The following is a 20,222-nucleotide window of genomic DNA, read 5'->3' as shown; positions in this document are numbered from 1 at the left end:
TTTGATCAAATAACGAGCCAATGATGAAAATAGGCATCCTCCAAACCGGCCACGCCCCCGACATGCTCCTGCCGGACACGGGCGATTACGACGCAATGATGGCGCGCATGCTGGACGGCCAAGGATTTGAATTCGAGACCTACGCGGTCGTCGATCAAGAGTTCCCAAAAGGCCCGCACGCTGCCGATGGCTGGCTCATTACCGGATCGAAGCACGGCGCTTACGAGGATCACCCATGGATTCCGCCGCTTGAAGAGCTGATCCGCGCCATTCACACCGCAAACCTGCCGATGGTCGGCGTCTGCTTTGGCCATCAGATCATCGCGCAGGCGCTTGGCGGCAAGGTGGTGAAACACCCTGATGGCTGGCGCGTGGGGGCCACGCAATACGATATCGAGGGCACCCCCCTCACCCTCAACGCGTGGCACCAGGACCAGGTGATCGAGGCCCCCGACGGTGCGGAGATCATAGGTCGCGCCGAGGGCTGTGACATCGCCGCAATGCGCATTGGCGAGCGGATCTACACGGTTCAGCCGCATCCCGAATACGGGGCCGCCTTCATGCAGGGCTTGCTGGACCATCGCGCGCCCGGCGTCGTGCCCGACCCGCTGAGCGACCATGCACGCGCGCTGCTCTCTACGCACACCGACAACGCCGCCATGGCCACGCGCATCGCGGATGTCTTCAGGAAAGGGGCCTGACATGGCCGATCTACGCGACTTTACCAAAACGCTGCCGCAGGCGGCCCAGACCTATCTGGAGAACCGCAGACTGGACGAGGTGGAATGCATCATCTCGGATCTGCCCGGCATCGCGCGGGGCAAGGCCGTCCCGGCCTCGAAATTTGCCCGTCAGCAATATTTCCACCTGCCGGATTCGATCTTTTACCAGACCATCACCGGCGACTGGGGCGAGGCCGCGGACGAAGACGGGTTCATCGAGAAGGACATGATCCTGCGGCCCGACATGTCGACCACCTCCGCCGCGCCGTGGACGGCAGACTGGACGCTTCAGGTGATCCATGACGCGTTCGACCGCGACGGCGCGCCGATCCCGTTCTCGCCCCGCAACGTGCTGCGCCGCGTGGTCGAAATGTATCACAAGCGCGGCATGAAACCGGTCGTCGCCCCGGAAATGGAATTCTTCCTCGTGGCGCGCAATCTCGATCCGGCGCATGCGATCAAGCCGATGATGGGCCGATCGGGCCGCCCCGCCGCCGCGCGGCAGGCCTATTCGATGACCGCCGTCGATGAATTCGGCCCCGTGATCGACGACATCTACGATTTCGCCGAGGCGCAGGGCTTCGAGATCGACGGCATCACGCAGGAAGGCGGCGCCGGGCAGCTGGAAATCAACCTCCGCCACGGCGACCCGATCAAGCTGGCCGACGAGGTGTTCTACTTCAAGCGCCTCATTCGCGAGGCGGCGCTGCGCCACGATTGTTTCGCCACCTTCATGGCCAAGCCGATCGAGGACGAGCCGGGCAGCGCCATGCATATCCACCACTCGATCCTCGACATCGAAACCGGGCGCAACCTGTTCTCGGGACCGCAGGGCGGCGAAACCGACGCGTTTTTCCACTTCATCGGCGGCTTGCAGAAACACCTGCCCTCGGCGATCGCGGTGCTCGCCCCATACGTCAATTCCTATCGCCGCTACGTCAAGGACCACGCCGCCCCGATCAACCTCGCCTGGGGCCGAGACAACCGCACCACCGGCATTCGCGTGCCGCTCTCGGGGCCGGAATCGCGCCGCGTGGAAAACCGCATGGCCGGGATGGACTGCAACCCCTATCTCGGCATCGCGGCAAGCCTTGCCTGCGGTCTGTTGGGCATCATCAAGGAAGACTGGCCCGACAAACAGTTCAAGGGCGACGCCTATGCCGGAGAGCCGGATATCCCCAACGTCATGGGCGAGGCGCTCAACGTGTTCGAGGAGGCGAGCGACCTGCACGAGATCCTCGGATCGGAATTCTGCCGCGTCTACAACATCGTGAAACGCACCGAATACGAGGAATTCCTGCAGGTGATCAGCCCGTGGGAACGCGAGCACCTGCTGCTCAACGTCTGATCCGGTCCAAGCGGTCGGATTTTGAGTATTTTGACCAAGAAGACGCCATGAACCTGCTCTATGCCAATGACCGGCGCGGCGAATACCCGCCAAGCTGGTATGCCGCGACCACCGCACCGCTGGCCCCCTTTGCGCCCCTGCGCGGCGAGGTGCGGGCGGATGTCTGCGTGGTGGGGGCGGGCTATACGGGACTCTCGGCGGCGCTGCATCTGGCCGAGGCGGGGCTCGACGTGGTGCTGCTCGAGGCGCAGCGCGTGGGCTTTGGCGCCTCGGGGCGTAATGGCGGTCAACTGGGCAGCGGGCAGCGGATGGAGCAGACGGGCCTCGAGCGGTTGGTCGGACAAGAGGATGCGTCGAAACTCTGGGATCTGGCCGAGGACGCCAAGACGCTGGTCAAGTCGCTGGTGGCGCGGCACGGCATCGACTGTCACCTGAAACCCGGCGTGGCGCATGCCTGTTTCTCGGCTCGCGAAACGGCGCACGAGCATGCCTATGCCGATCATCTGGCTGAGAGATATGGCTATGATCAGCTTGAGAAGCTCGATGAAGCCGCAATGCAGACGCTATGCCCCTCACCCGCCTACAGCGGCGGAACCCTCGATATGGGCGCGGGTCACTTGCACCCACTGGCCTATGCGATTGGCCTCGCCCGCGCCGCGCAGGCGGCGGGCGTGCGTATCTTCGAGGGGTCGGCAGTGCATCACGTCACGCGCGGCATCCCGGCGCGCGTGGCCACCGATGCAGGCGCGGTCAAGGCCGATCACGTGATCCTCGCCTGCAACGGTTATCTCGGCGGGCTCGACCGCAAGGTTGCCGCCCGCGTCATGCCAATCAACAATTTCATCGCCGCGACCGAGCCCCTCGGCGATGAGGTCGCGCGTGTGCTGGCCCGCGACGTCGCCGTGGCCGACAGCAAGTTCGTGGTGAATTACTTTCGCCTCAGCCACGACAAGCGCCTGCTGTTCGGCGGCGGCGAAAGCTATGGCTACCGCTTTCCGCGCGACATCGCCGGGCTGGTGCGCAAGCCGATGCTGGAGATCTTTCCCCATCTGCGCGACGCGCGCATCGACTATGCTTGGGGCGGCACGCTGGCGATCACCATGAAACGCATGCCCTATCTCGCGCGGCTTGCGCCCAACATGCTCTCGGCCTCGGGCTATTCGGGGCATGGCGTCGGCACCGCGACCCATGCGGGCAAGCTCATGGCCGATGCGGTGCGCGGCGAAGCAGCAGGATTCGAGACGCTGTCGCGCGTACCTGCCCCTACCTTTCCCGGCGGCAGTGCCCTGCGCACGCCGCTTCTGGTGCTGGCGATGACCTGGTTTTCGATGCGCGACCGGCTCGGCGTCTGATCCGACGCCGCTTCGGCTGAAAAACGCACCCCTCACGGGTGAGGCGGGGTTTTCTTTGACAAACTGTCACAATTGCGGCCTATATGTTCCGGAAAACCGAAAGCTACATTCAGGAAATCCGAAAACATGACAGCCACACCCAATGTCTATGACGCGGAACCCATCCCCGAAGCCGCTCGCGCGGAAATCGACCGGATGCTGCAATCGGGCGACCTCTTTCGCTACACCGCGCCCGAGAATGCGCCGGTCACGTTACTGGAGCAGGAATTCGCGGCTCTTCTGGGCTCGAAATACGCGCTCGCGGTCTCGTCCTGCTCGGCGGCGCTCTTTCTCTCGCTCAAGGCGCTTGGCCTGCCGCGCGATGCGCGCGTGCTGATCCCCGGCTTTACCTTCGCCGCCGTGCCCTCTTCGGTGGTGCATGCCGATTGCGTGCCGGTGCTTTGTGAGGTGGGTGAGAATTACCGCATCGACATTGCGGATTTCGAGGCGCGGCTAGACGATGTGCAGGCCGTCATCATCAGCCATATGCGCGGCCATACCTCCGACATGGACCGGATCATGGCGCTCTGCGACGCGCGCGGCGTGCCGGTGATCGAGGATGCGGCGCATTCGCTCGGCACCACGTGGGGCGGGCGCAACATCGGCACAATCGGGCGCGTCGGCTGTTTCAGCTTTCAGTCCTACAAGCTGGTGAATGCGGGCGAAGGCGGGATCATGGTCAGTGACGATGCCGATCTGATTGCCCGCGCCGTCATCATGTCCGGGGCGTACGAGCATAACTGGACCAAGCATCTGGGCGCGCCAGACCCGGAGATCGAGGCTGGGTTTGCCCGTTGGCAGAACCGCCTGCCACTCTACAATCTGCGCCTCAACAACCTGTCGGCCGCGATCATCCGCCCGCAACTGCCCGAGGTGGCGCGACGGGTGCGCGACGGACGCGCCAATCACGACTATGTCGCAGACCGGCTCAATACCTCACCCTGGCTGTCGGTTCCTGCAAAACTGCCACCAGAAGAGCGCGCCCCGGACTCCATCCAGTTCAACCTTGTGGGTCTGAGCGATCAGGAAACCCGCGCCTTTGCCGAGGCGGCGGCGGCGCGCGGGGTCAAGGTGCAGATATTTGGCCTAAGTACTGACAATGCCCGCGCCTTCTGGAACTGGCAATTCCTGCCGGGAGAGATGCCCGATCTGCCGCAAACCCGCGCCATGCTGATGCGCGCCTGCGATGCCCGCCTGCCCGCCCGCCTGACGCGGCCTGAATTGGATATGATCGTCGAGGCAGTTTTGGCAGCTGCAGACGATATCATGGCCCCGGACCGCGCCTACGGCACCTGAAAAGCACGATGAAAAAAGGGCCGTTCGCATCCCCGCGAACGGCCCCGCTTTTCCGTGAGTGGAGCAGCGGTTTTATTCGCCCTTGCCAGCCTCGATCGAGATTTTCACCTCGACCTCGTCGCTGACATATGGGGCGAACTTGTCGACCCCGAAATCCGAACGCAACAGCGTAGTGCTGGCATCAAAGCCCAGCCACGGCTTGTTGTTCATCGGATGCGCGTCGGCCTTTTGGTTGAGCGTGGTGTCGAGCACAACCGATTTGGTGACACCGTTCATCGTCAGATCGCCGGTGATGTTGGCGGTGTTGTCGCCGGTCACTTCAATGCCCGTCGAGGTGAAAGTGACCATGTCACCCTCGCTCGCACCGAAGAAATCATCGGACATGAAGTGCTCTTCGCGCTTTTCCCAGCCTGTGAACATCGACATCACCGGCATCGAGACATTGACAGAAGAGGCCGCCGGGTCTTCGGCGTCGAACATGATCTCGCCTTCAAAGCCCGAGAACATGCCATAGGTGGTCGAGAAACCGAGGTGATTATAGGAAAACACGACCTGACTGTGGCTCGGGTCGAGCGTATAGGCCTCGGGTGCGGCGAATGCGCCGGTTGCCCCAAAGGCAAGCGCGGCGGCGATTAATGTCTGTCTCATCACGGAAACCTCCAAACAGATTATGTCGAATTGACATGATCGAAATTGGCATGGTTGCCGCGAAGCACAATACTACAGTTTCAAACAGACCCTGTGGATTGGCGAACAATCGCCGGTAGAGCGCCGTCAGGCAACAAGGCTCAGCGCACGGCGCAAGGTCTGCTCGGTGCGCGCATCGTGCAATTCCAGCGTCACGATCTGGCGTCCATCACGGTCCCGCGCGGTCAGCATCCGGTCGCACAGCGACAATTCCGTCAGGTCGTCGAGGTCATGCACCATTACGCGCGCCGTGCGCCCGCCGGGCTGAGGGTAGAGCACGCGCAACTGCCGGGCGTGGGTATCAAGCGCAATCTCGGGAAGGTCGCTGTCGCGATCCGACCGAAACAGGCACAACATTCCCGCCCAGAAAAGAGACAGCGAGAACAAGAGTTTGATCAGCATCATCGCCGGATCACCGGCGCCGGTCGGCACGATCCAGACACCGAATGTCGATGCCATCAGTGCCGTGCCACACAATCCGCGCAGCACCCGGGACGCCTCGATCCGGATCATTCGTTGCTCGGGCAGGTGCGCAGGCTCCTGAAAGCTGTGCGGGGCCTCGGTGAATTCACGTTCGAAATCGGGCAATGCAACCATGGTCTTGTCCTTCTGCTCGTACTCTTCAAAACTGCCCTCGAAAAGCGCCGGAAATGGGGCGCCGACACGGCAATCCGTGGGCTTGCGACGGACCTTGAAATCGGCTTGCGCCATTCCATGCGGCCATGTATGAGCTAACGACCTTTCGCATTCGTTATTTACCGCGCAGTCTCTCGTGGGTGGGCCGCGAAAGGGAAAATGCCCGTCCTATGAAATGCGCCTTGATAGAAATGGAGCTGACATGCCGCTATATGAGCATGTGATGATCGCGCGTCAGGACCTGTCCAATGCGCAAGCCGAAGGCCTTGTCGAACATTTTGGTGCCGTGCTGACCGACAATGGCGGCACACTCGTGGATAGCGAGTATTGGGGCGTCAAGACGATGGCCTACAAGATCAACAAGAACCGCAAGGGCCACTATGCCTTTCTGCGCACCGACGCACCCGCTTCGGCCGTGCAGGAGATGGAACGCCTGATGCGCCTGCATGACGACGTGATGCGCGTCCTGACCATCAAGGTCGACGAGCACGCCGAGGGCCCCTCGGTCCAGATGCAGAAGCGCGAAGAGCGTGGCGAGCGCCGCGAGCGCCGCTGAACCATCACCTGAAGAAAGGAACATAAACCATGGCTACAAAACCGTTTTTCCGTCGCCGCAAGGTCTGCCCCTTCTCGGGTGATAACGCACCCAAGATCGACTACAAGGACACGCGCCTGCTGCAACGCTATATCTCCGAACGCGGTAAGATCGTGCCCTCGCGCATCACCGCCGTATCCGCCAAGAAGCAGCGTGAGCTGGCCCGCGCGATCAAGCGCGCCCGCTTTCTCGCTCTGCTGCCCTACGCTGTGAAATAAGGAGAAATCAGATGCAAGTGATCCTTCTTGAACGCGTGGCAAAACTCGGCCAGATGGGCGAAGTCGTCGAAGTGAAGCCCGGCTTTGCGCGCAACTACCTGCTGCCTCAGGGCAAAGCACTGTCGGCCTCGGCGCAGAACATTGCCGATTTCGAAGCCCGCAAGGCGCAGTACGAGGCCCAGAACCTCGAAACCCGCAAAGAAGCCGAAGCGATGGCCGACAAGCTGCACGGCCAGCAGTTCATCGTGATTCGCCAGGCCTCCGACAGCGGCGCGCTCTATGGCTCGGTCAGCACCCGTGACGCGTCCGACGCCGCCACCGAAAACGGCTTCAGCCTTGAACGCAAGCAGGTCGCGCTGACCCGCCCAATCAAGGAACTGGGCCTGCATGACGTGATCGTCACGCTTCACCCCGAGGTGGAGGCCACGATCCAGTTGAACGTCGCGCGCTCCAACGAAGAAGCCGCATTGCAGGCTTCCGGCAAGTCCATCCAGGACGCCGCCGCCGAAGCCGACGAGGCCGCCGATTACGAGATCGCTGAACTGTTCGAGGATATCGGTGCCGCCGCTTCGGACGATGACGATCTCGCTGAAGTGGCCGAGTCCGTCGAGCGTGACGATAGCGCGAACTGAGCCAGACGCGCCACCTAAACCGAACGCCGCGCGGGCACTCGCGCGGCGTTGCCTGTTATCAAGGGCGGTTTCCACCTGAACCGTTTCGTGGTCTTCGCCCCTCGCAATTCGGGCAATAATCGCTAATGTTGTAAAATCTGCGTGACAGCAACTATACTGCACCGTAGGCAACGCAGCGAGGATAAGAGCATGGAGCTCATCGACCTCAGCAAGATCCCCCATTCTGATGACCGGTTTGCCCGGTTTCTCGATGACGTTTGTCAGTCTCTCGAATTCGACCACGCCTCCTACGCCACCTTCAACCCGATTTCGGGTGCCATTCAAGGCTTTGCGAATTATCGCACTGACTGGATCATGCATTACACCCGCAAGGGACTGCACCGCATAGATCCGACGATCCATATCGGGCGGAAGTCAATCGCCCCGGTTGACTGGAACCGGCTGGAGCGCACGCCGCATTTCCAAAGCGTCTTCAATGATGCACCGGCCTTTGGTGTGGCCGCCAGGGGCCTCACCGTGCCTGTTCGCGGCCCCTATGGAGATGTTGGCCTGATGAGTGTGACCCGCGACTGCAGCGATCAAGAGTGGCATCTTCTCAAGAAGAAAGTCATTGGGAACCTGCAAGTTGCCGCTGTGCACATGCACGACAACGTCATGAGTTCAGACCTGCCGATGGCCGCGTTGAACCTTCCGGTGCTATCGACGCGTGAACGCGAAATCCTGCAATGGGTGGCCGAAGGAAAGACCCAGCAGGACATCGGCGACATCCTCGCTATCTCGCACCGCACCGTCGAGGTGCATTTGCGCTCCGCACGCACCAAGCTGGGTGCTCTCAGTACGCCTCAAGCCATTGGTCGCGCGGTGGGGCTTGGCATGATAAAACCGGGCTGACGCGTGTTGGCTCGGCCCGGATGTCGATCACGGTGGCGTGTATCACATACGGGAAACCCCTAATGGCATCTGCGCGCCTGATGCGCGAAACTTCCCCTAGAACAATCATATTGGGGAAGAAACATGATCATCGTCATAGATGCGCTGAATCGAGATCGCTTCAGTGATCTCGTCAAGGAAATGTTCCGGCTGCGGGCACGTGTATTCCGTGACCGGCTGGGATGGGACGTCACGATCACCGACGAAATGGAAATGGACATCTACGATTCGCTTGATCCGGCCTATGTCGTGTCGCTGGACCAGGATGGCCATGTCGTAGGATGCATGCGCCTGTTGCAGACGACGGGCCCGCATATGCTAGCGGATGTGTTCGCGGACATTCTGGAAGGCGAACCGCCGCTGCGCAGCTCGCAGATCTGGGAAGCAACAAGATTTTGCGTTGACACCGAGCGCCTGTCGCGCGGCGGTCGCGCCACCAACTCGATCTCATACGTGACATCAGAGGTGATGGTCGGTGCCTTCGAATACGGACGCGACGCCGGCGTGCTTGACGCCGTTGCGGTGATTGATCCTGTGATGAACCGTGTGATGATCCGCTCTGGTAATGCGCCATATGACTACATCGGCAAGACCGTGGACATGGGCAAAGCGCACGCGCTCGCGGCGCTGCTGGACTGTTCGAATGAACGCATTGATCGCATCCGGACACATGCCGGTATCGACGGCGATGTATTCCTGTCCGACGCGGAGGCTCTTTCGCTGAGCGAACGCGGAAAGGCGCTGCGGACTGAACCGGTCAAATCCGACCTCGAAATCTACTGCGATGAGCAGATCGCGAATGCCACAACCGCAAAAGAAAGGGTGGACGCGCTGCGCCTCAAGGCCACGCTCGTAGAAAAGATTCGTTCGCGCACGGACGTCGGCGCCTGACCCCCAAAGGGGCCGATATCGCGCGGATGCTAGGCATGGACGTCCGCGTACACTCACGCACGAACGAAAAGGGCCGCCCCACTTCTCCCCGGGGCGGCCCTTCATTCACAAGACCTCGGCGGGTCGATTACTCTTCGTCGTTCATCGCCTCGATGGCTTTTTCGAGCTCATCCTTGGACACCTCCTTGTCGGTGACATCGGCCAGCTCGACAACGTAGTCGATCACCTTGTCCTCGAAGATCGGCGCGCGCAGCTGCTGGCGCATCTGCGGGTTCTTCTGGACGAATTCGAAGAATTCACGCTCCTGGCCGGGATATTGCCGCGCCTGATTCATCACCGCCTGGGTCATCTCGGCATCGGTTACCTCGACTTCGGCCTTCTGGCCCAGATCGGCCAGCAACAGCCCCAGACGCACGCGGCGTTCGGCCAGCTTGGTGTGCTCTTCGGTAGGCTCGACCTCGGGGTGATCATGGCCCTGCACATCAGGGTTCTCGTCATGCCAGATCTGATGCGCGATCTGCTTGGCCTCGGTCTCGACCATGGTGGGCGGCAGGTCAAAGCTGACCTTTTCGTCCAGCGCATCGAGCACATGCCGCTTGAGGATCGCACGCGCGGCCCCGGCATATTCCTGCTCCAGCCGCTCGCGGATCTGCTCTTTCAGCGCGTCCAGATCCTCGGCGCCGTATTTCTGCGCCAGTTCATCGTTGAGCTCGGCCGCGACCGGCTCCTTGACGGCCTTGACGGTGCAGTCAAAGACCGCTTCCTTGCCCGCCAGATGCGCGGCCTGATACTCCTCGGGGAAATTGACCGTCACGGCCTTTTCCTCATCGACCTTCACGCCGACAAGTTGCTCCTCAAAGCCCGGGATGAAGCTGCCTGAGCCAAGAGTCAGAGGGTAATCCTCGGCAGTGCCGCCTTCGAAGGCCTCGCCATCGACCTTGCCGACGAAATCGATCACCACCTGATCGCCGTCCTTGGCCTTGCTGCCCTTCTTGCGATCCTTGAAATCCTGCGCACTCTCCGCGAGGTTCTGCAGTGCCTCGTCGACCGAAGCCTCATCCGCCTTGGTCACCATCCGCTCCAGCTTGAGCGACCCCAGCTCGACCTCGGGGATATCGGGCAGTGCCTCGTAGGTCATCTCGATCTCGACGTCGTCGCCCTCTTTCCATTCCTGGTTGGCCATCTTCACGTCGGGCTCGAACGCGGGGCGCTCGCCCTTTTCCTCGAAATGCACCTTCATCGCGTCATCGACGCTTTCCTGCATCGCTTCACCCAGCACACGCTGACCGAACTGTTTCTTCAGCAGCGGCAGCGGCACCTTGCCCTTGCGAAAGCCCTTGAGCTCGACATCCGGCTGGGCCTCTTTCAGCTTTTCATTGACCTTGTCGTCCAGCGCCTGAGCCGACAGGATCATCTTGTATCCCCGCTTCAGACCTTCGTTGAGTGTCTCGGTGACCTGCATGTTCGTCCTTCCATATGCATCGGGCCGCGGAGGCGTCCGCGGCGGTCAAAATCACGGCTCTTCTATTGAGGCGATTTCATGCGTGCAAGGGAAAACCGGTGCCACGCGGGTCAGCCGGTTCCGTGGTGCGGGTGGAGGGACTTGAACCCCCACGCCTTGCGGCGCCAGAACCTAAATCTGGTGCGTCTACCAATTTCGCCACACCCGCACGGGATCGCGGACCGCAAGAGGGCACCGCTGGCGTGTTCTCTAGCAAAGCGCGCCACCGGATGCGAGGGGAAATCACGCCCCACACGCCCGGTCAGCACCGAAAAAAAGGCGCGACATTAACCCAATCTTGCCGTAATGTGATGGAAAACTGAGGCAGTCATAAAGCGAGAAACGCCATGAAACCGAATACGGTCAGGCGGACGGGCGGCGATTTGGCCGTGATGCCCGCAATGGAAGCAAGCGGCCTGTGCGCCGACAGCATCATCCTTACTCTTGACGGCGAAACGCGCGTGCGCGATCTGCGGCCTGGCGCGCGGGTTATCACCCGTGATAGCGGCACCGCTACGCTGCGCGCTGTGGACCGGCGACGCAGCACTTGCCGGGCGGTGCATATCCGCGCCGGATCGCTTGGTCATACCCGGCCCGAACATGACGTCACCCTGCCCGCCACCCAGCCAATCCTGGTGCGGGACTGGCGTGCTCATGCGCTCTTTGGTGCAGGCCGCGCGATGGTCCCCGCAGAACGGCTCGTCGACGGCGAATTCGTCACGCTGCGGCCCGCACAGGTGTTCGACCTCTATCACCTGATCTTTGATCAGCCGCATATCCTCTATGTGGACGGTCTGGAACTGGCCAGCATGGCGCAAGACGCGGACTGACCGCCCTCGTTACCCGGCCTCTTCCGGGTTGAGCCGCAGCACCGAGGCGTTCAGCGCCCCGGCCACGCTGACCCATGCCAGATAGGGCAGGAACAGCAGCCCCGCGATCATATCGACCTGCCACAGCGCCACCACCGAGGCCGCGACAGACACCCACAGCCCGCTCAGCACTATCAGCCCCAGCCGCATTTTCTTCAGCCCGAAGAACACCGGCGTCCACAAACCGTTGAGTGCGATCTGCAACGCCCAGAAGGCCATGGCAATCCCGTTATCCGGGCTGACCGCCACCCGCGCGCCCGCCGCCGCCATGCAGACGTAAAGCAACGTCCACGCCACCGGGAACAGCCAGTTGGGCGGCGTCCACCACGGCTTTTTCAAGCGGTCATACCATTCCCCGGGTGAAAACAGCCCCCCGGTAGAGCCTGCGGCGAAACAGGCGGCCAGAAAAATCGCAAAGCAGATCCAGATCATGCGCGATATCTATCGCCCGCATCTCCATCAATCAAGACAAAGCCCCGGCTTGCATCCCGCGCCTTGAGCTGCGCCATTGTCGCATAGAGCGTGTCGCTCCAATCCCCGCGCTGCGGTGCACTTTCCGCCGCTGCTTCGACCAGAAACGTGCATTCCGGCAGGGGCCGCGCATAGATCATCGCCGAGCGCGGCATCACATATGTCGCCCCGGCCCGCAGCATCGCAAGGCTGAGCCAGCCCAGTTTCTGCCGTGTGTTGGTCATCGCCCGACGCGTCACCGAGTCGTAACCCGCCCGGCGCACCTGATGCCCGATCCCGGCATAGACATGGCGCGCGGCAAAAATCCCCGGACGGCAGGCACGCGGCAGCGCCGCAACCCCGGCCTCGGAGCGCAGATAGAGATCATCCGCCTCACGCAACAGCCGGTGCAGCATCCCCGCCATCTGCGTCGAGGGCTGCGGAGCCGCCAGAAAATCCTCCGGCTCCAGCCCGGCCTCGTCGAACCACTCCAGCGGCAGGTAAAGCCGCCCCTCGCGCGCATCCTCGCCCACGTCGCGGGCAATATTCGTGAGTTGCATCGCGACGCCCAGATCACAGGCCCGGGCCAAGGCATCGCCATCCCGTACCCTCATGAGAACGCACATCATAGCGCCGACAGCAGAGGCCACCCGCGCCGAATAGGCGCGCAGGTCCGACAGCGTCGAATACCTCCGCCCCATCGCATCCCAGGCCAGTCCCTCCAACAACGCCTCGGGCAACGCGCGGGGCATTTCGAAATCGGCGATGATCGCGGCAAAGGCGCGGTCCGCAGGCGCATTCTGCGGTCGTCCGGCATAGGCCAGATCCAGCCGCTCCTGCAGCCGCAGCACGGCCTCGGATTTGTTCGGTTGCAGATCGACCGCGTCATCGGCCAGTCGGCAAAAGGCATATAGCGCCAGCGCCGGATCGCGCAGGCTGCGCGGTAAGAGCTTGGAGGCGGCATGAAACGAGCGTGAGCCGTGGCGGATCGCCGCCACGCAGTGCTCCATATCGCGAGGCTCGATCATCGGCCGCGTACCGTCTCGGCGTCGGGCACCAGCTTGTCCAGCACCTCCGCGCTTGAGATCACCCCCGGCAGGCCCGCACCGGGATGCGTGCCCGCACCGACCAGATACAGACCCTGCGCCTCCTCGCTGACGTTATGCGGCCGGAACCACGCGCTTTGCAGGATGCGCGGCTCGATCGAAAACCCCGTGCCATGCGGGCTGAGATAGCGGTCGCGGAAGGTCTCGGGCGTGAACACGTCCGAGGCGGTCAGATGATCGCCCAGACCGGGCAAAAGCTGCTCTTCCAGCACCTTTTGTACCTTTTGGCGGTAGGGTTCCGCCTCGGCCTGCCAATCTACCGGATTTGCATGGCCCAGATGCGGCACCGGGCTCAGCGCGTAGAACGTGTCATCGCCCTCGGGCGCGACGGTCGGATCGGTGACAGAGGGGCGATGCACATAAAGGCTCATGTCCTCGGATAGTTTCCCGGTGCGGAAAATATCCCGCACGAGGCCCTTGTAGCGCGGCCCGTTGAGGATGGTGTGATGCCCCGCATCGCGCCACATCTCTGCCGTGCCCTTGGTGCCGAAGTACCACACGAACAGGCCCATCGACCACCGCGCGCGCCGCAGTCGGGCGGGCGTCCAGCGCCGCTTTTTGTGGTTACGCAAAAGGTGGTCGTAGGTATGGCCCGCATCAGCGTTCGAGACTACGATATCGGCGGTCACGATCTCGCCCGAACTCAGCCGCACGCCCCGCGCACGACCTTCTTTGAGCAGGATCTCATCCACCTCCGCCCCCTGCAGGATCATACCACCCTGATCCTCGACCACCCGCCCCATGGCCCGCGCGATGGCATCGACGCCGCCCATCGCATAATGCACGCCGAATTCCTTTTCGAGATGACTGACCAGCGTATACATTGAGGTCACGTTGAACGGATCACCACCGATGAAAAGCGGATGAAACGACAGCGCCATGCGCAGGCGCTCGTCCTTGACCCGCCGTGCGGCATGGGCATAGACCGACCGGTCGGCGCGCAGCCAGGCGAATTTCGGCAGCACCTTGATCAGATCCACCAACCGGTGCATCGACCGCCGCCCCAGATCCTCGAACCCGAACCAATAGCGCGCCTCGCTGTCGCGCACGAAGGCGTCATAGCCCTTCAGATCACCGGGCGAGAGCCGCGCCACCTCGGCGCGCATCGCGTCACCATCCTGGCGCGCGGTGAAGGTCGAGCCATCGGGCCAGCGAATCTCGTAGAACGGATCGAGCGCGCGCAGATCGACGTCGGCGTCGAAATCACGCCCGCAGGCGGCCCATAACTCACGAAAGATCTGCGGCACGGTCACGATGGTCGGCCCCAGATCGAAGCGGTATCCGTCGCGCATCAGGCTCGATCCGCGCCCACCGGGGCTGTCGAGCCGGTCCATCACGCTCACCCGGTAGCCCCGCGCGCCAAGCCGCATCGCCGAGGCGAGACCGCCCAGACCGGCCCCGATTACAACGGCATGCGGGGCGCTCGCCCGGGCCGCCTCTTCACTCATTTCCGGATCTAGACGTGTCAACATAAGAACATGCTACATGTGTCTAGTTAAATTGACAATCTCGGAATGCACCCTTTTCTATGCCTTGAAACCATGTCACTATTTCTGCACAGATCGTCACAGGGAGCGGCCCGATACAAACCGTCAGCCTCAGTTTCCATCGCTTCGACACCGGTGTCAGTCGGCTCTGGGCCTTTGCCATGATGGGCGCGGCGCGGCTGATGCTGCCGCGCGTGCCCGAAATCGATTTCTGGAAGCTCTGCGGCTCGGGCACCGGTGAAGGCTTTACCCCCGTTCCCAATACCGGCGTCTACGCGATCCTCGCCACATGGCCAGACCACGCCACAGCAGAACGCCAGACCGTGCAGGCCGATGTCTTTCGCCGCTACGCCCGCCACGCGGCCGAGGTCTGGACGGTGTTCCTGACCCCGGTCTCGGCGCGCGGCGCATGGGCGGGCGAAAATCCATTCCGGCCCTCCGACGACCCTGGCACCGGCCCGCTCGCGGCGCTCACCCGCGCCACCGTGCGCCCGGCCCGCGCGCTGCGCTTCTGGCGCCGCGTGCCCGATATCAGCGCGATGATCGGCCAGGACCCGAACGTCGCCTTCAAGATCGGCATCGGCGAGGTGCCGCTCCTGCATCAGGTGACCTTCTCGATCTGGCCCGACGCCGAGAGCATGGCGCTATTCGCCCGCGCCGACGGGCCACATGCCCGTGCCATCCGCGCCGTCCGCGAGGGCAACTGGTTCCGCGAAGAGCTTTACGCCCGCTTCCGCGTCACCGCGACGCGCGGCAGCTGGCACGGCACCCAACCGATCACCATGAAAGAGCCCGCATGACAGCCCCCTACCCGTTTTCCGCCATCGTCGGTCAGGACCAGATGAAACGCGCGATGATCCTCACCGCGATCGAGCCGGGGCTGGGTGGCGTGCTTGTCTTTGGTGACCGGGGCACTGGCAAATCCACCGCCGTGCGCGCGCTCGCGGCCCTTTTGCCCCCCATCCGCATGATTGAGGGCAGCCCCACCAATGCCGAACGCGCCGAGGACAGCCCCGACTGGGCCCCGCCCTCCGACGGCGCCATTGTCGAGTGCCCCACCCCCGTGGTCGATCTGCCCCTAGGTGTGACCGAGGACCGGGTGACCGGCGCGCTCGACATCGAGCGGGCGCTCACGCGCGGCGAAAAGGCGTTCGAGCCGGGCCTGCTGGCGCGCGCCAATCGCGGCTATCTCTATATCGACGAGGTCAATCTGCTGGAGGATCACATCGTCGATCTGCTGCTCGACGTAGCCCAATCCGGCGAGAATGTGGTCGAGCGCGAGGGGCTTTCGATCCGCCATCCGGCGCGCTTTGTGCTGGTCGGCTCGGGCAACCCCGAAGAGGGCGAATTGCGCCCGCAGCTGCTTGACCGGTTCGGCCTCTCGGTCGAGGTGCGCTCGCCCACCGATATTGAGGAGCGGATCGAGATCATCCGACGCCGCGACGCCTATGAGACCGACACCGCCGCCTTTCTCGCCCATTGGCAGGCCGAGGATGCCGCGATCCGCGACGCCATCCTTGCCGCCCGCGCGGCCAAACCCGATGTGACCACGCCCGACGATATCCTGCGCGATTGCGCAACCCTTTGCACCGCGCTCGGCGCGGATGGGCTGCGCGGCGAGCTGACGCTGATGCGCAGCGCGCGGGCGCTCGCCGCCTATGAAGGGGCCGCCACCATCACCCGCGATCACCTGCGCCGCGTCGCCCCGATCGCGCTCAGCCACCGGCTGCGCCGCGACCCATTGGACGAGGCCGGATCGGTGACCCGCGTCATCCGCCTGACCGAGGACTTGCTGGGATGAGCGGCAGCGCCGCATGGGCTCGCGCGCTCCGCGCGCTCAGCCTTCTGGCGATCGACCCGGAGGGCCTGTGCGGGCTGCATCTGCGCGCCCGCGCAGGCCCGGTCCGACAGCGCTTTGAGACGCTGCTTTCCACCCTGCCCGGGCCCGCCCGGCGCATTCATCCCGATCTCAGCGATACCGCGCTCTTCGGCGGTGCGGATGTCGCTGCCACGCTGGCCCAAGGGCGGCTGGTCTGGCAAGAGGGACTGGCCACGCAGCCCGCCCGCCTGATCCTGCCGATGGCCGAGCGCACGCCACCGCATCTTGCCGCGCGGCTGGCACAACTGCTCGATCGCGAGGCGAAGCACGGGCTGATCCTGCTCGACGAGGGCGCGGAGGAGACCGAGCGCGCGCCCGACGCGCTGATCGAGCGGCTGGCCTTTGGCCTCGACCTGAACGAGACCGGCTGGCAGCAGGCGCAGGCGACACTGCCCGCCCCCGCTGATCTCGACGCCGCCCGCGCGCACCTGCCCGAGATCAGGCTACACCCCGACCATATCGCCACGCTCACCGCCCTTGCCGCGCGCTTCGGCATCGACAGCCTGCGCGCGCCCCTGCTGGCGCTGCGCGCTGCCCGCGCTCTGGCCGCCCTGAACATGCGCGACGCACCCAATGACGACGACCTGCGCGAGGCGGCGGAACTGGTCTTTGCGCATCGCGCCACGCAGATCCCGCAAGAGGAAGACGAGGCGGAGCCGCAGGACGACACACCGCCCCCCGACCCCGAAACCGACAGCGCCGATATCGACGAGACACGAGGAGACATCCCCGACGACATGCTGATCGACGCGGTTGCGGCGCTTATCCCCCCGGGGCTGATGGAGCGGCTGCAAAACGCGCGCGGCGTGCGCGGCATGCGCGGTGCCGGGGCCGGCGCGCGGCGCAAGGGCAACCGGCGCGGGCGCCCCCTGCCGTCACGCCCCGGCAAACCCGACGGGCGCGCGCGCATCGACATCGTCGCCACCCTGCGCAACGCCGCCCCGTGGCAACCGCTGCGACGGCAGGGCGAGAGCGGCGCGCGCGTGATCATTCACCCCTCCGACATCCGTCTGCGCAGGTTCGAGACCCGCTCCGACCGGCTGCTGATCTTCGCTGTAGATGCCTCGGGCTCGGCGGCGATGGCGCGGCTCGCCGAGGCCAAGGGCGCGGTGGAACTGCTGCTGGCACAGGCCTATGCGCGGCGCGACCACGTGGCACTCATTGCCTTTCGCGGCACTGGAGCCGAGTTGCTCCTGCCACCGACCCGCTCGCTGGTGCAGGCCAAACGGCGGCTGGCGGGATTGCCCGGCGGCGGCGGCACACCGCTCGCGGCGGGGCTTTTGGCCGGGGCAACCCTGGCGGCGCAGGCGCGCGGGCGCGGGCTCGACCCTGCACTTGCCCTGCTGACCGACGGGCGCGCCAATGTCGCGCTCGATGGCAGCGGCGGACGGGCGGCGGCCATGCAGGAGGCATATGAGGTGGCAGCGTACCTGCGCGCCCTAGGCCTGCCCGCGATCCTGATCGACACCTCGGCGCGCAGCGCCCCCGAGACCGCGCAGCTTGCCCATGGCCTTGGCGCGCAGTACCTCGCCCTACCCCGTGCCGATGCAAACCGCATCAGCACCGCCGTCTCCACGACGCTCGACGCGACAGCCCGATGAGCGGCGGGGCCGACATCCCGCCCGACTGGCCCAACCGCGCCTGCTCGCGTCGCATCCGCCACCGCCCGCATGACTGGCATGTGCAGGAAATGGGAAGCGGCGAGACGCTGCTCTTGCTGCACGGTGCCGGGGCCTCGACCCATAGCTGGCGCGATGTGCTGCCACGGCTGGCGCAGCAATACCATGTCGTGGCGCTCGACCTGCCCGCGCAGGGTTTCACCCGCGCGGGCGACCGCCGGCGCTGCGGGCTGGTCGCGATGTCCACCGATATCGCGACACTGTGCGATACCCAAGGCTGGCATCCCCGCGCCATAATCGGCCATTCCGCCGGGGCCGCCATCGCGCTCGATCTCAGCACGCGGCTTACCGCGCCGGACGGCATGCCTCCGATGGTGATCGGCCTCAACGCGGCCCTTGACCGGTTTGAAGGCATAGCGGGCTGGCTCTTTCCGGTGCTGGCGCGGGTGCTGGCGCTCAACCCGTTGACCGCGACGATCTTCACCATGGGCGGCAACCCGGTCAATCGCGCAAGACGCCTGATCGAGGGGACGGGATCGACGCTCGACCCGGCGGGTCTGGCACTCTACGCCCGGCTGATCTCTGATCGCGGCCATGTTGACGGCACCCTGCGGATGATGTCGCAATGGGATATTGACGGCCTGCTCGAGCGGCTGGAACGCGTGACCGCCCCCTGCCACCTGATCACCGGCGAAAACGATCTCGCAGTACCGCCCAAGGTCTCCGACCGCACCGCACAACGCCTGCCCAATTGCACGGTCATGCATCTGCCCGGCCTGGGGCACCTTGCGCATGAGGAAGACCCGGAGAGGGTCTGCGATCTGGTGGAGCGGATATTGAGCGAGCCTGTTCCCCGAATACCTTGAGAGGAGGGCGCGGTAGGCCTGTTGCTGCCGTTGCCGTGAGCCGCGCGAAACGCACCGAAGGTGCCGCGCGATCGCCGGGCCGTCCCGCGGCCTAGCGATTTGATAGGGTGCGCAACGTGTTGAGTTTAGAATGACTTGGCTGGCATAAAGTGCCCGCCACGACCGTCGCTTCGCCAGTCCCCGGCCCTGCGAGCGCGCGACACCTTTTGGCGGGGTGCCATGTCCGCTTCAGGCCAAGCCATGCCGCAACAAAAAAGGCCGCCCCCTTCCCAGAGGGCGGCCCACTCTTGTCACGCAAACCGCCTCAGCCCGCCGCGGCCACCGCCCGGCGGGTCATAACGCCCACCAGATGTGCGCGGTAATCGCCCGAGCCATGCATGTCGGAAATCATCCCATCCCCCGACAGGCTCAGCCCCTCCACCGCACCCGCGGAGAAATCGGACGACAACGCCGCCTCCGCCTCGGACCAGCGAAACACGCCGTCCTCCGACGCGCCAGTGACGGCCACGCGCACACCATCGGCATATTTCGCCACGAACACGCCGACCAGCGCAAACCGCGAGGCGGGCTGCTCGAACTTCTGGTAATTCGCCTTTTCCGGCACCGGAAAGCGTACCTCGGTGATGATCTCACCTTCCTCCAGCGATGTGGTGAACATGCCTTCAAAGAAATCATCCGCGGCGATCTTGCGGTTGGTGGTCACCACCGTGGCCCCCGACCCCAAAACCGCCGCTGGATAACAGGAGGACGGGTCGTTATTGGCAAGGCTGCCGCCGATGGTACCGCGATTGCGCACTGCCGGGTCACCGATATTGGCCGCGAGACTTGCCAACGCGGGATAGGCCCCCGCCCCAGCCGCCACATCGGCATGACAGGTGCCCCCACCGATGCAGAGCGCGCCGTCATCGGCGGTGCAGATACCCTTGATCTCGTCAACGGCAGACAAGCAAACCAGACGCTCCGGCGCTGCAAGCCGCGCCTTTAGCGCCGGAATCAGCGTCTGACCACCGCCAAGGGGCTGGCTGTCGGTCGCATCGCTCAGCAGTTTCACCGCATCGGTCAACCGCGTAGGTCTTTCGATATCGAATGCATACATGAT

Annotated in this window: 21 protein-coding genes and 1 tRNA gene; 14 read left to right on the top strand and 8 right to left on the bottom strand. The window is 64.0% G+C overall.

Going from position 1 to position 20,222, the window contains the following annotated elements:
• The first annotated feature begins 23 nt into the window (after positions 1-23).
• From PVU19_RS08005 to PVU19_RS07990, 4 genes are all read left to right on the top strand, one after another.
• Complete coding sequence (locus PVU19_RS08005; protein WP_050662193.1) at positions 24-701, top strand: type 1 glutamine amidotransferase; 678 nt, start codon at positions 24-26, stop codon at positions 699-701.
• Between the two features lies 1 nt (position 702).
• Entirely contained in the window at positions 703-2,070 is a 1,368-nt protein-coding gene (locus PVU19_RS08000; protein WP_050662144.1) for a glutamine synthetase family protein, read from the top strand.
• 47 nt (positions 2,071-2,117) lie between these two features.
• Complete coding sequence (locus PVU19_RS07995; RefSeq protein ID WP_050662145.1) at positions 2,118-3,422, top strand: NAD(P)/FAD-dependent oxidoreductase; 1,305 nt, start codon at positions 2,118-2,120, stop codon at positions 3,420-3,422.
• Positions 3,423-3,548: 126 nt separating this feature from the next.
• On the top strand, positions 3,549-4,757 hold the full coding sequence (locus tag PVU19_RS07990) for a DegT/DnrJ/EryC1/StrS family aminotransferase (RefSeq protein ID WP_050662146.1): 1,209 nt from the start codon (positions 3,549-3,551) through the stop codon (positions 4,755-4,757).
• Between the two features lie 72 nt (positions 4,758-4,829).
• Here the strand turns inward: PVU19_RS07990 and PVU19_RS07985 are convergent, their stop codons facing one another.
• Positions 4,830-5,405 (bottom strand): YceI family protein, encoded by a 576-nt coding sequence (locus PVU19_RS07985; protein WP_050662147.1) that lies wholly within the window; start codon positions 5,403-5,405, stop codon positions 4,830-4,832.
• Positions 5,406-5,531: 126 nt separating this feature from the next.
• Positions 5,532-6,155, bottom strand: coding sequence for a hypothetical protein (locus PVU19_RS07980; protein ID WP_235575726.1), 624 nt, complete (start codon positions 6,153-6,155; stop codon positions 5,532-5,534).
• A gap of 127 nt (positions 6,156-6,282) precedes the next feature.
• Between PVU19_RS07980 and rpsF the strand changes: the two genes are divergently transcribed.
• The 5 genes from rpsF to PVU19_RS07955 all read left to right on the top strand — a co-directional run bounded on the left by rpsF (position 6,283) and on the right by PVU19_RS07955 (position 9,346).
• Entirely contained in the window at positions 6,283-6,636 is a 354-nt protein-coding gene (gene rpsF, locus PVU19_RS07975) for a 30S ribosomal protein S6 (protein ID WP_050662148.1), read from the top strand.
• Positions 6,637-6,665: 29 nt separating this feature from the next.
• Positions 6,666-6,893 carry a 30S ribosomal protein S18 gene (gene rpsR, locus PVU19_RS07970; RefSeq protein WP_013961325.1) on the top strand — a complete coding sequence of 76 codons (228 nt, stop codon included), beginning with the start codon at positions 6,666-6,668 and terminating at the stop codon, positions 6,891-6,893.
• Between the two features lie 11 nt (positions 6,894-6,904).
• A complete protein-coding gene (gene rplI / locus PVU19_RS07965; RefSeq protein ID WP_050662149.1) occupies positions 6,905-7,525 on the top strand; it encodes a 50S ribosomal protein L9 in 621 nt (206 codons plus the stop codon).
• A gap of 189 nt (positions 7,526-7,714) precedes the next feature.
• Entirely contained in the window at positions 7,715-8,416 is a 702-nt protein-coding gene (locus tag PVU19_RS07960) for an autoinducer binding domain-containing protein (protein ID WP_050662150.1), read from the top strand.
• Between the two features lie 123 nt (positions 8,417-8,539).
• Complete coding sequence (locus PVU19_RS07955; protein WP_050662151.1) at positions 8,540-9,346, top strand: acyl-homoserine-lactone synthase; 807 nt, start codon at positions 8,540-8,542, stop codon at positions 9,344-9,346.
• 127 nt (positions 9,347-9,473) lie between these two features.
• On the opposite strand, the gene tig is transcribed toward PVU19_RS07955, so the two are convergent.
• Positions 9,474-10,808, bottom strand: a complete 1,335-nt coding sequence (tig, locus tag PVU19_RS07950) for a trigger factor (protein WP_050662152.1) — start codon at positions 10,806-10,808, stop codon at positions 9,474-9,476.
• A gap of 123 nt (positions 10,809-10,931) precedes the next feature.
• Positions 10,932-11,016 (bottom strand) — tRNA-Leu (locus PVU19_RS07945).
• 223 nt (positions 11,017-11,239) lie between these two features.
• On the opposite strand from PVU19_RS07945, the gene PVU19_RS07940 reads away from it, so the two are divergent.
• On the top strand, positions 11,240-11,677 hold the full coding sequence (locus tag PVU19_RS07940; protein WP_338049933.1) for a Hint domain-containing protein: 438 nt from the start codon (positions 11,240-11,242) through the stop codon (positions 11,675-11,677).
• A 9-nt stretch (positions 11,678-11,686) separates the two neighbouring features.
• Here PVU19_RS07940 and tspO read toward each other — a convergent pair whose 3' ends face one another.
• From tspO to PVU19_RS07925, 3 genes are read right to left on the bottom strand one after another with little or no spacing between them, the layout of a single operon-like run.
• Complete coding sequence (gene tspO, locus PVU19_RS07935) at positions 11,687-12,148, bottom strand: tryptophan-rich sensory protein TspO (protein WP_050662154.1); 462 nt, start codon at positions 12,146-12,148, stop codon at positions 11,687-11,689.
• Entirely contained in the window at positions 12,145-13,194 is a 1,050-nt protein-coding gene (crtB, locus tag PVU19_RS07930) for a 15-cis-phytoene synthase (protein WP_050662155.1), read from the bottom strand. Before crtB ends, tspO begins: the two co-directional genes overlap by 4 nt.
• Entirely contained in the window at positions 13,191-14,744 is a 1,554-nt protein-coding gene (locus PVU19_RS07925; RefSeq protein WP_050662156.1) for a phytoene desaturase, read from the bottom strand. Before PVU19_RS07925 ends, crtB begins: the two co-directional genes overlap by 4 nt.
• 110 nt (positions 14,745-14,854) lie before the next feature.
• Between PVU19_RS07925 and crtA the strand changes: the two genes are divergently transcribed.
• From crtA to bchO, 4 genes are read left to right on the top strand one after another with little or no spacing between them, the layout of a single operon-like run.
• Positions 14,855-15,559 (top strand): spheroidene monooxygenase, encoded by a 705-nt coding sequence (gene crtA, locus PVU19_RS07920; protein ID WP_152911611.1) that lies wholly within the window; start codon positions 14,855-14,857, stop codon positions 15,557-15,559.
• On the top strand, positions 15,556-16,560 hold the full coding sequence (gene bchI, locus PVU19_RS07915) for a magnesium chelatase ATPase subunit I (protein ID WP_050662158.1): 1,005 nt from the start codon (positions 15,556-15,558) through the stop codon (positions 16,558-16,560). The genes crtA and bchI overlap by 4 nt, the downstream gene beginning before the upstream one ends.
• A complete protein-coding gene (locus tag PVU19_RS07910) occupies positions 16,557-18,239 on the top strand; it encodes a magnesium chelatase subunit D (RefSeq protein WP_050662159.1) in 1,683 nt (560 codons plus the stop codon). Before bchI ends, PVU19_RS07910 begins: the two co-directional genes overlap by 4 nt.
• A complete protein-coding gene (bchO, locus tag PVU19_RS07905) occupies positions 18,236-19,123 on the top strand; it encodes an alpha/beta fold hydrolase BchO (protein ID WP_050662160.1) in 888 nt (295 codons plus the stop codon). The genes PVU19_RS07910 and bchO overlap by 4 nt, the downstream gene beginning before the upstream one ends.
• 304 nt (positions 19,124-19,427) lie before the next feature.
• Here bchO and PVU19_RS07900 read toward each other — a convergent pair whose 3' ends face one another.
• Positions 19,428-20,219, bottom strand: coding sequence for an FAD binding domain-containing protein (locus PVU19_RS07900; RefSeq protein ID WP_050662161.1), 792 nt, complete (start codon positions 20,217-20,219; stop codon positions 19,428-19,430).
• Positions 20,220-20,222: the final 3 nt, after the last annotated feature.

It is taken from the genome of Roseovarius tolerans (assembly GCF_028885395.1).
In the GTDB taxonomy this organism is placed as follows: Bacteria; Pseudomonadota; Alphaproteobacteria; order Rhodobacterales; family Rhodobacteraceae; genus Roseovarius; species Roseovarius tolerans.
The sequence above is the reverse complement of the archived record's forward strand: the minus strand, read 5'-3'. Positions and strand labels throughout refer to the sequence as shown.

Excerpts from the sequence above, each read along its gene's own strand:
- PVU19_RS08005 (WP_050662193.1), top strand. The coding sequence starts at position 24 with ATGAAAATAGGCATCCTCCAAACCGGCCACGCCCCCGACATGCTCCTG.
- PVU19_RS08000 (WP_050662144.1), top strand. The coding sequence starts at position 703 with ATGGCCGATCTACGCGACTTTACCAAAACGCTGCCGCAGGCGGCCCAG.
- PVU19_RS07995 (WP_050662145.1), top strand. The coding sequence starts at position 2,118 with ATGAACCTGCTCTATGCCAATGACCGGCGCGGCGAATACCCGCCAAGC.
- PVU19_RS07990 (WP_050662146.1), top strand. The coding sequence starts at position 3,549 with ATGACAGCCACACCCAATGTCTATGACGCGGAACCCATCCCCGAAGCC.
- PVU19_RS07985 (WP_050662147.1), bottom strand. The coding sequence starts at position 5,405 with ATGAGACAGACATTAATCGCCGCCGCGCTTGCCTTTGGGGCAACCGGC.
- PVU19_RS07980 (WP_235575726.1), bottom strand. The coding sequence starts at position 6,155 with ATGGCGCAAGCCGATTTCAAGGTCCGTCGCAAGCCCACGGATTGCCGT.
- rpsF (WP_050662148.1), top strand. The coding sequence starts at position 6,283 with ATGCCGCTATATGAGCATGTGATGATCGCGCGTCAGGACCTGTCCAAT.
- rpsR (WP_013961325.1), top strand. The coding sequence starts at position 6,666 with ATGGCTACAAAACCGTTTTTCCGTCGCCGCAAGGTCTGCCCCTTCTCG.
- rplI (WP_050662149.1), top strand. The coding sequence starts at position 6,905 with ATGCAAGTGATCCTTCTTGAACGCGTGGCAAAACTCGGCCAGATGGGC.
- PVU19_RS07960 (WP_050662150.1), top strand. The coding sequence starts at position 7,715 with ATGGAGCTCATCGACCTCAGCAAGATCCCCCATTCTGATGACCGGTTT.
- PVU19_RS07955 (WP_050662151.1), top strand. The coding sequence starts at position 8,540 with ATGATCATCGTCATAGATGCGCTGAATCGAGATCGCTTCAGTGATCTC.
- tig (WP_050662152.1), bottom strand. The coding sequence starts at position 10,808 with ATGCAGGTCACCGAGACACTCAACGAAGGTCTGAAGCGGGGATACAAG.
- PVU19_RS07940 (WP_338049933.1), top strand. The coding sequence starts at position 11,240 with ATGCCCGCAATGGAAGCAAGCGGCCTGTGCGCCGACAGCATCATCCTT.
- tspO (WP_050662154.1), bottom strand. The coding sequence starts at position 12,148 with ATGATCTGGATCTGCTTTGCGATTTTTCTGGCCGCCTGTTTCGCCGCA.
- crtB (WP_050662155.1), bottom strand. The coding sequence starts at position 13,194 with ATGATCGAGCCTCGCGATATGGAGCACTGCGTGGCGGCGATCCGCCAC.
- PVU19_RS07925 (WP_050662156.1), bottom strand. The coding sequence starts at position 14,744 with ATGTTGACACGTCTAGATCCGGAAATGAGTGAAGAGGCGGCCCGGGCG.
- bchI (WP_050662158.1), top strand. The coding sequence starts at position 15,556 with ATGACAGCCCCCTACCCGTTTTCCGCCATCGTCGGTCAGGACCAGATG.
- PVU19_RS07910 (WP_050662159.1), top strand. The coding sequence starts at position 16,557 with ATGAGCGGCAGCGCCGCATGGGCTCGCGCGCTCCGCGCGCTCAGCCTT.
- bchO (WP_050662160.1), top strand. The coding sequence starts at position 18,236 with ATGAGCGGCGGGGCCGACATCCCGCCCGACTGGCCCAACCGCGCCTGC.
- PVU19_RS07900 (WP_050662161.1), bottom strand. The coding sequence starts at position 20,219 with ATGTATGCATTCGATATCGAAAGACCTACGCGGTTGACCGATGCGGTG.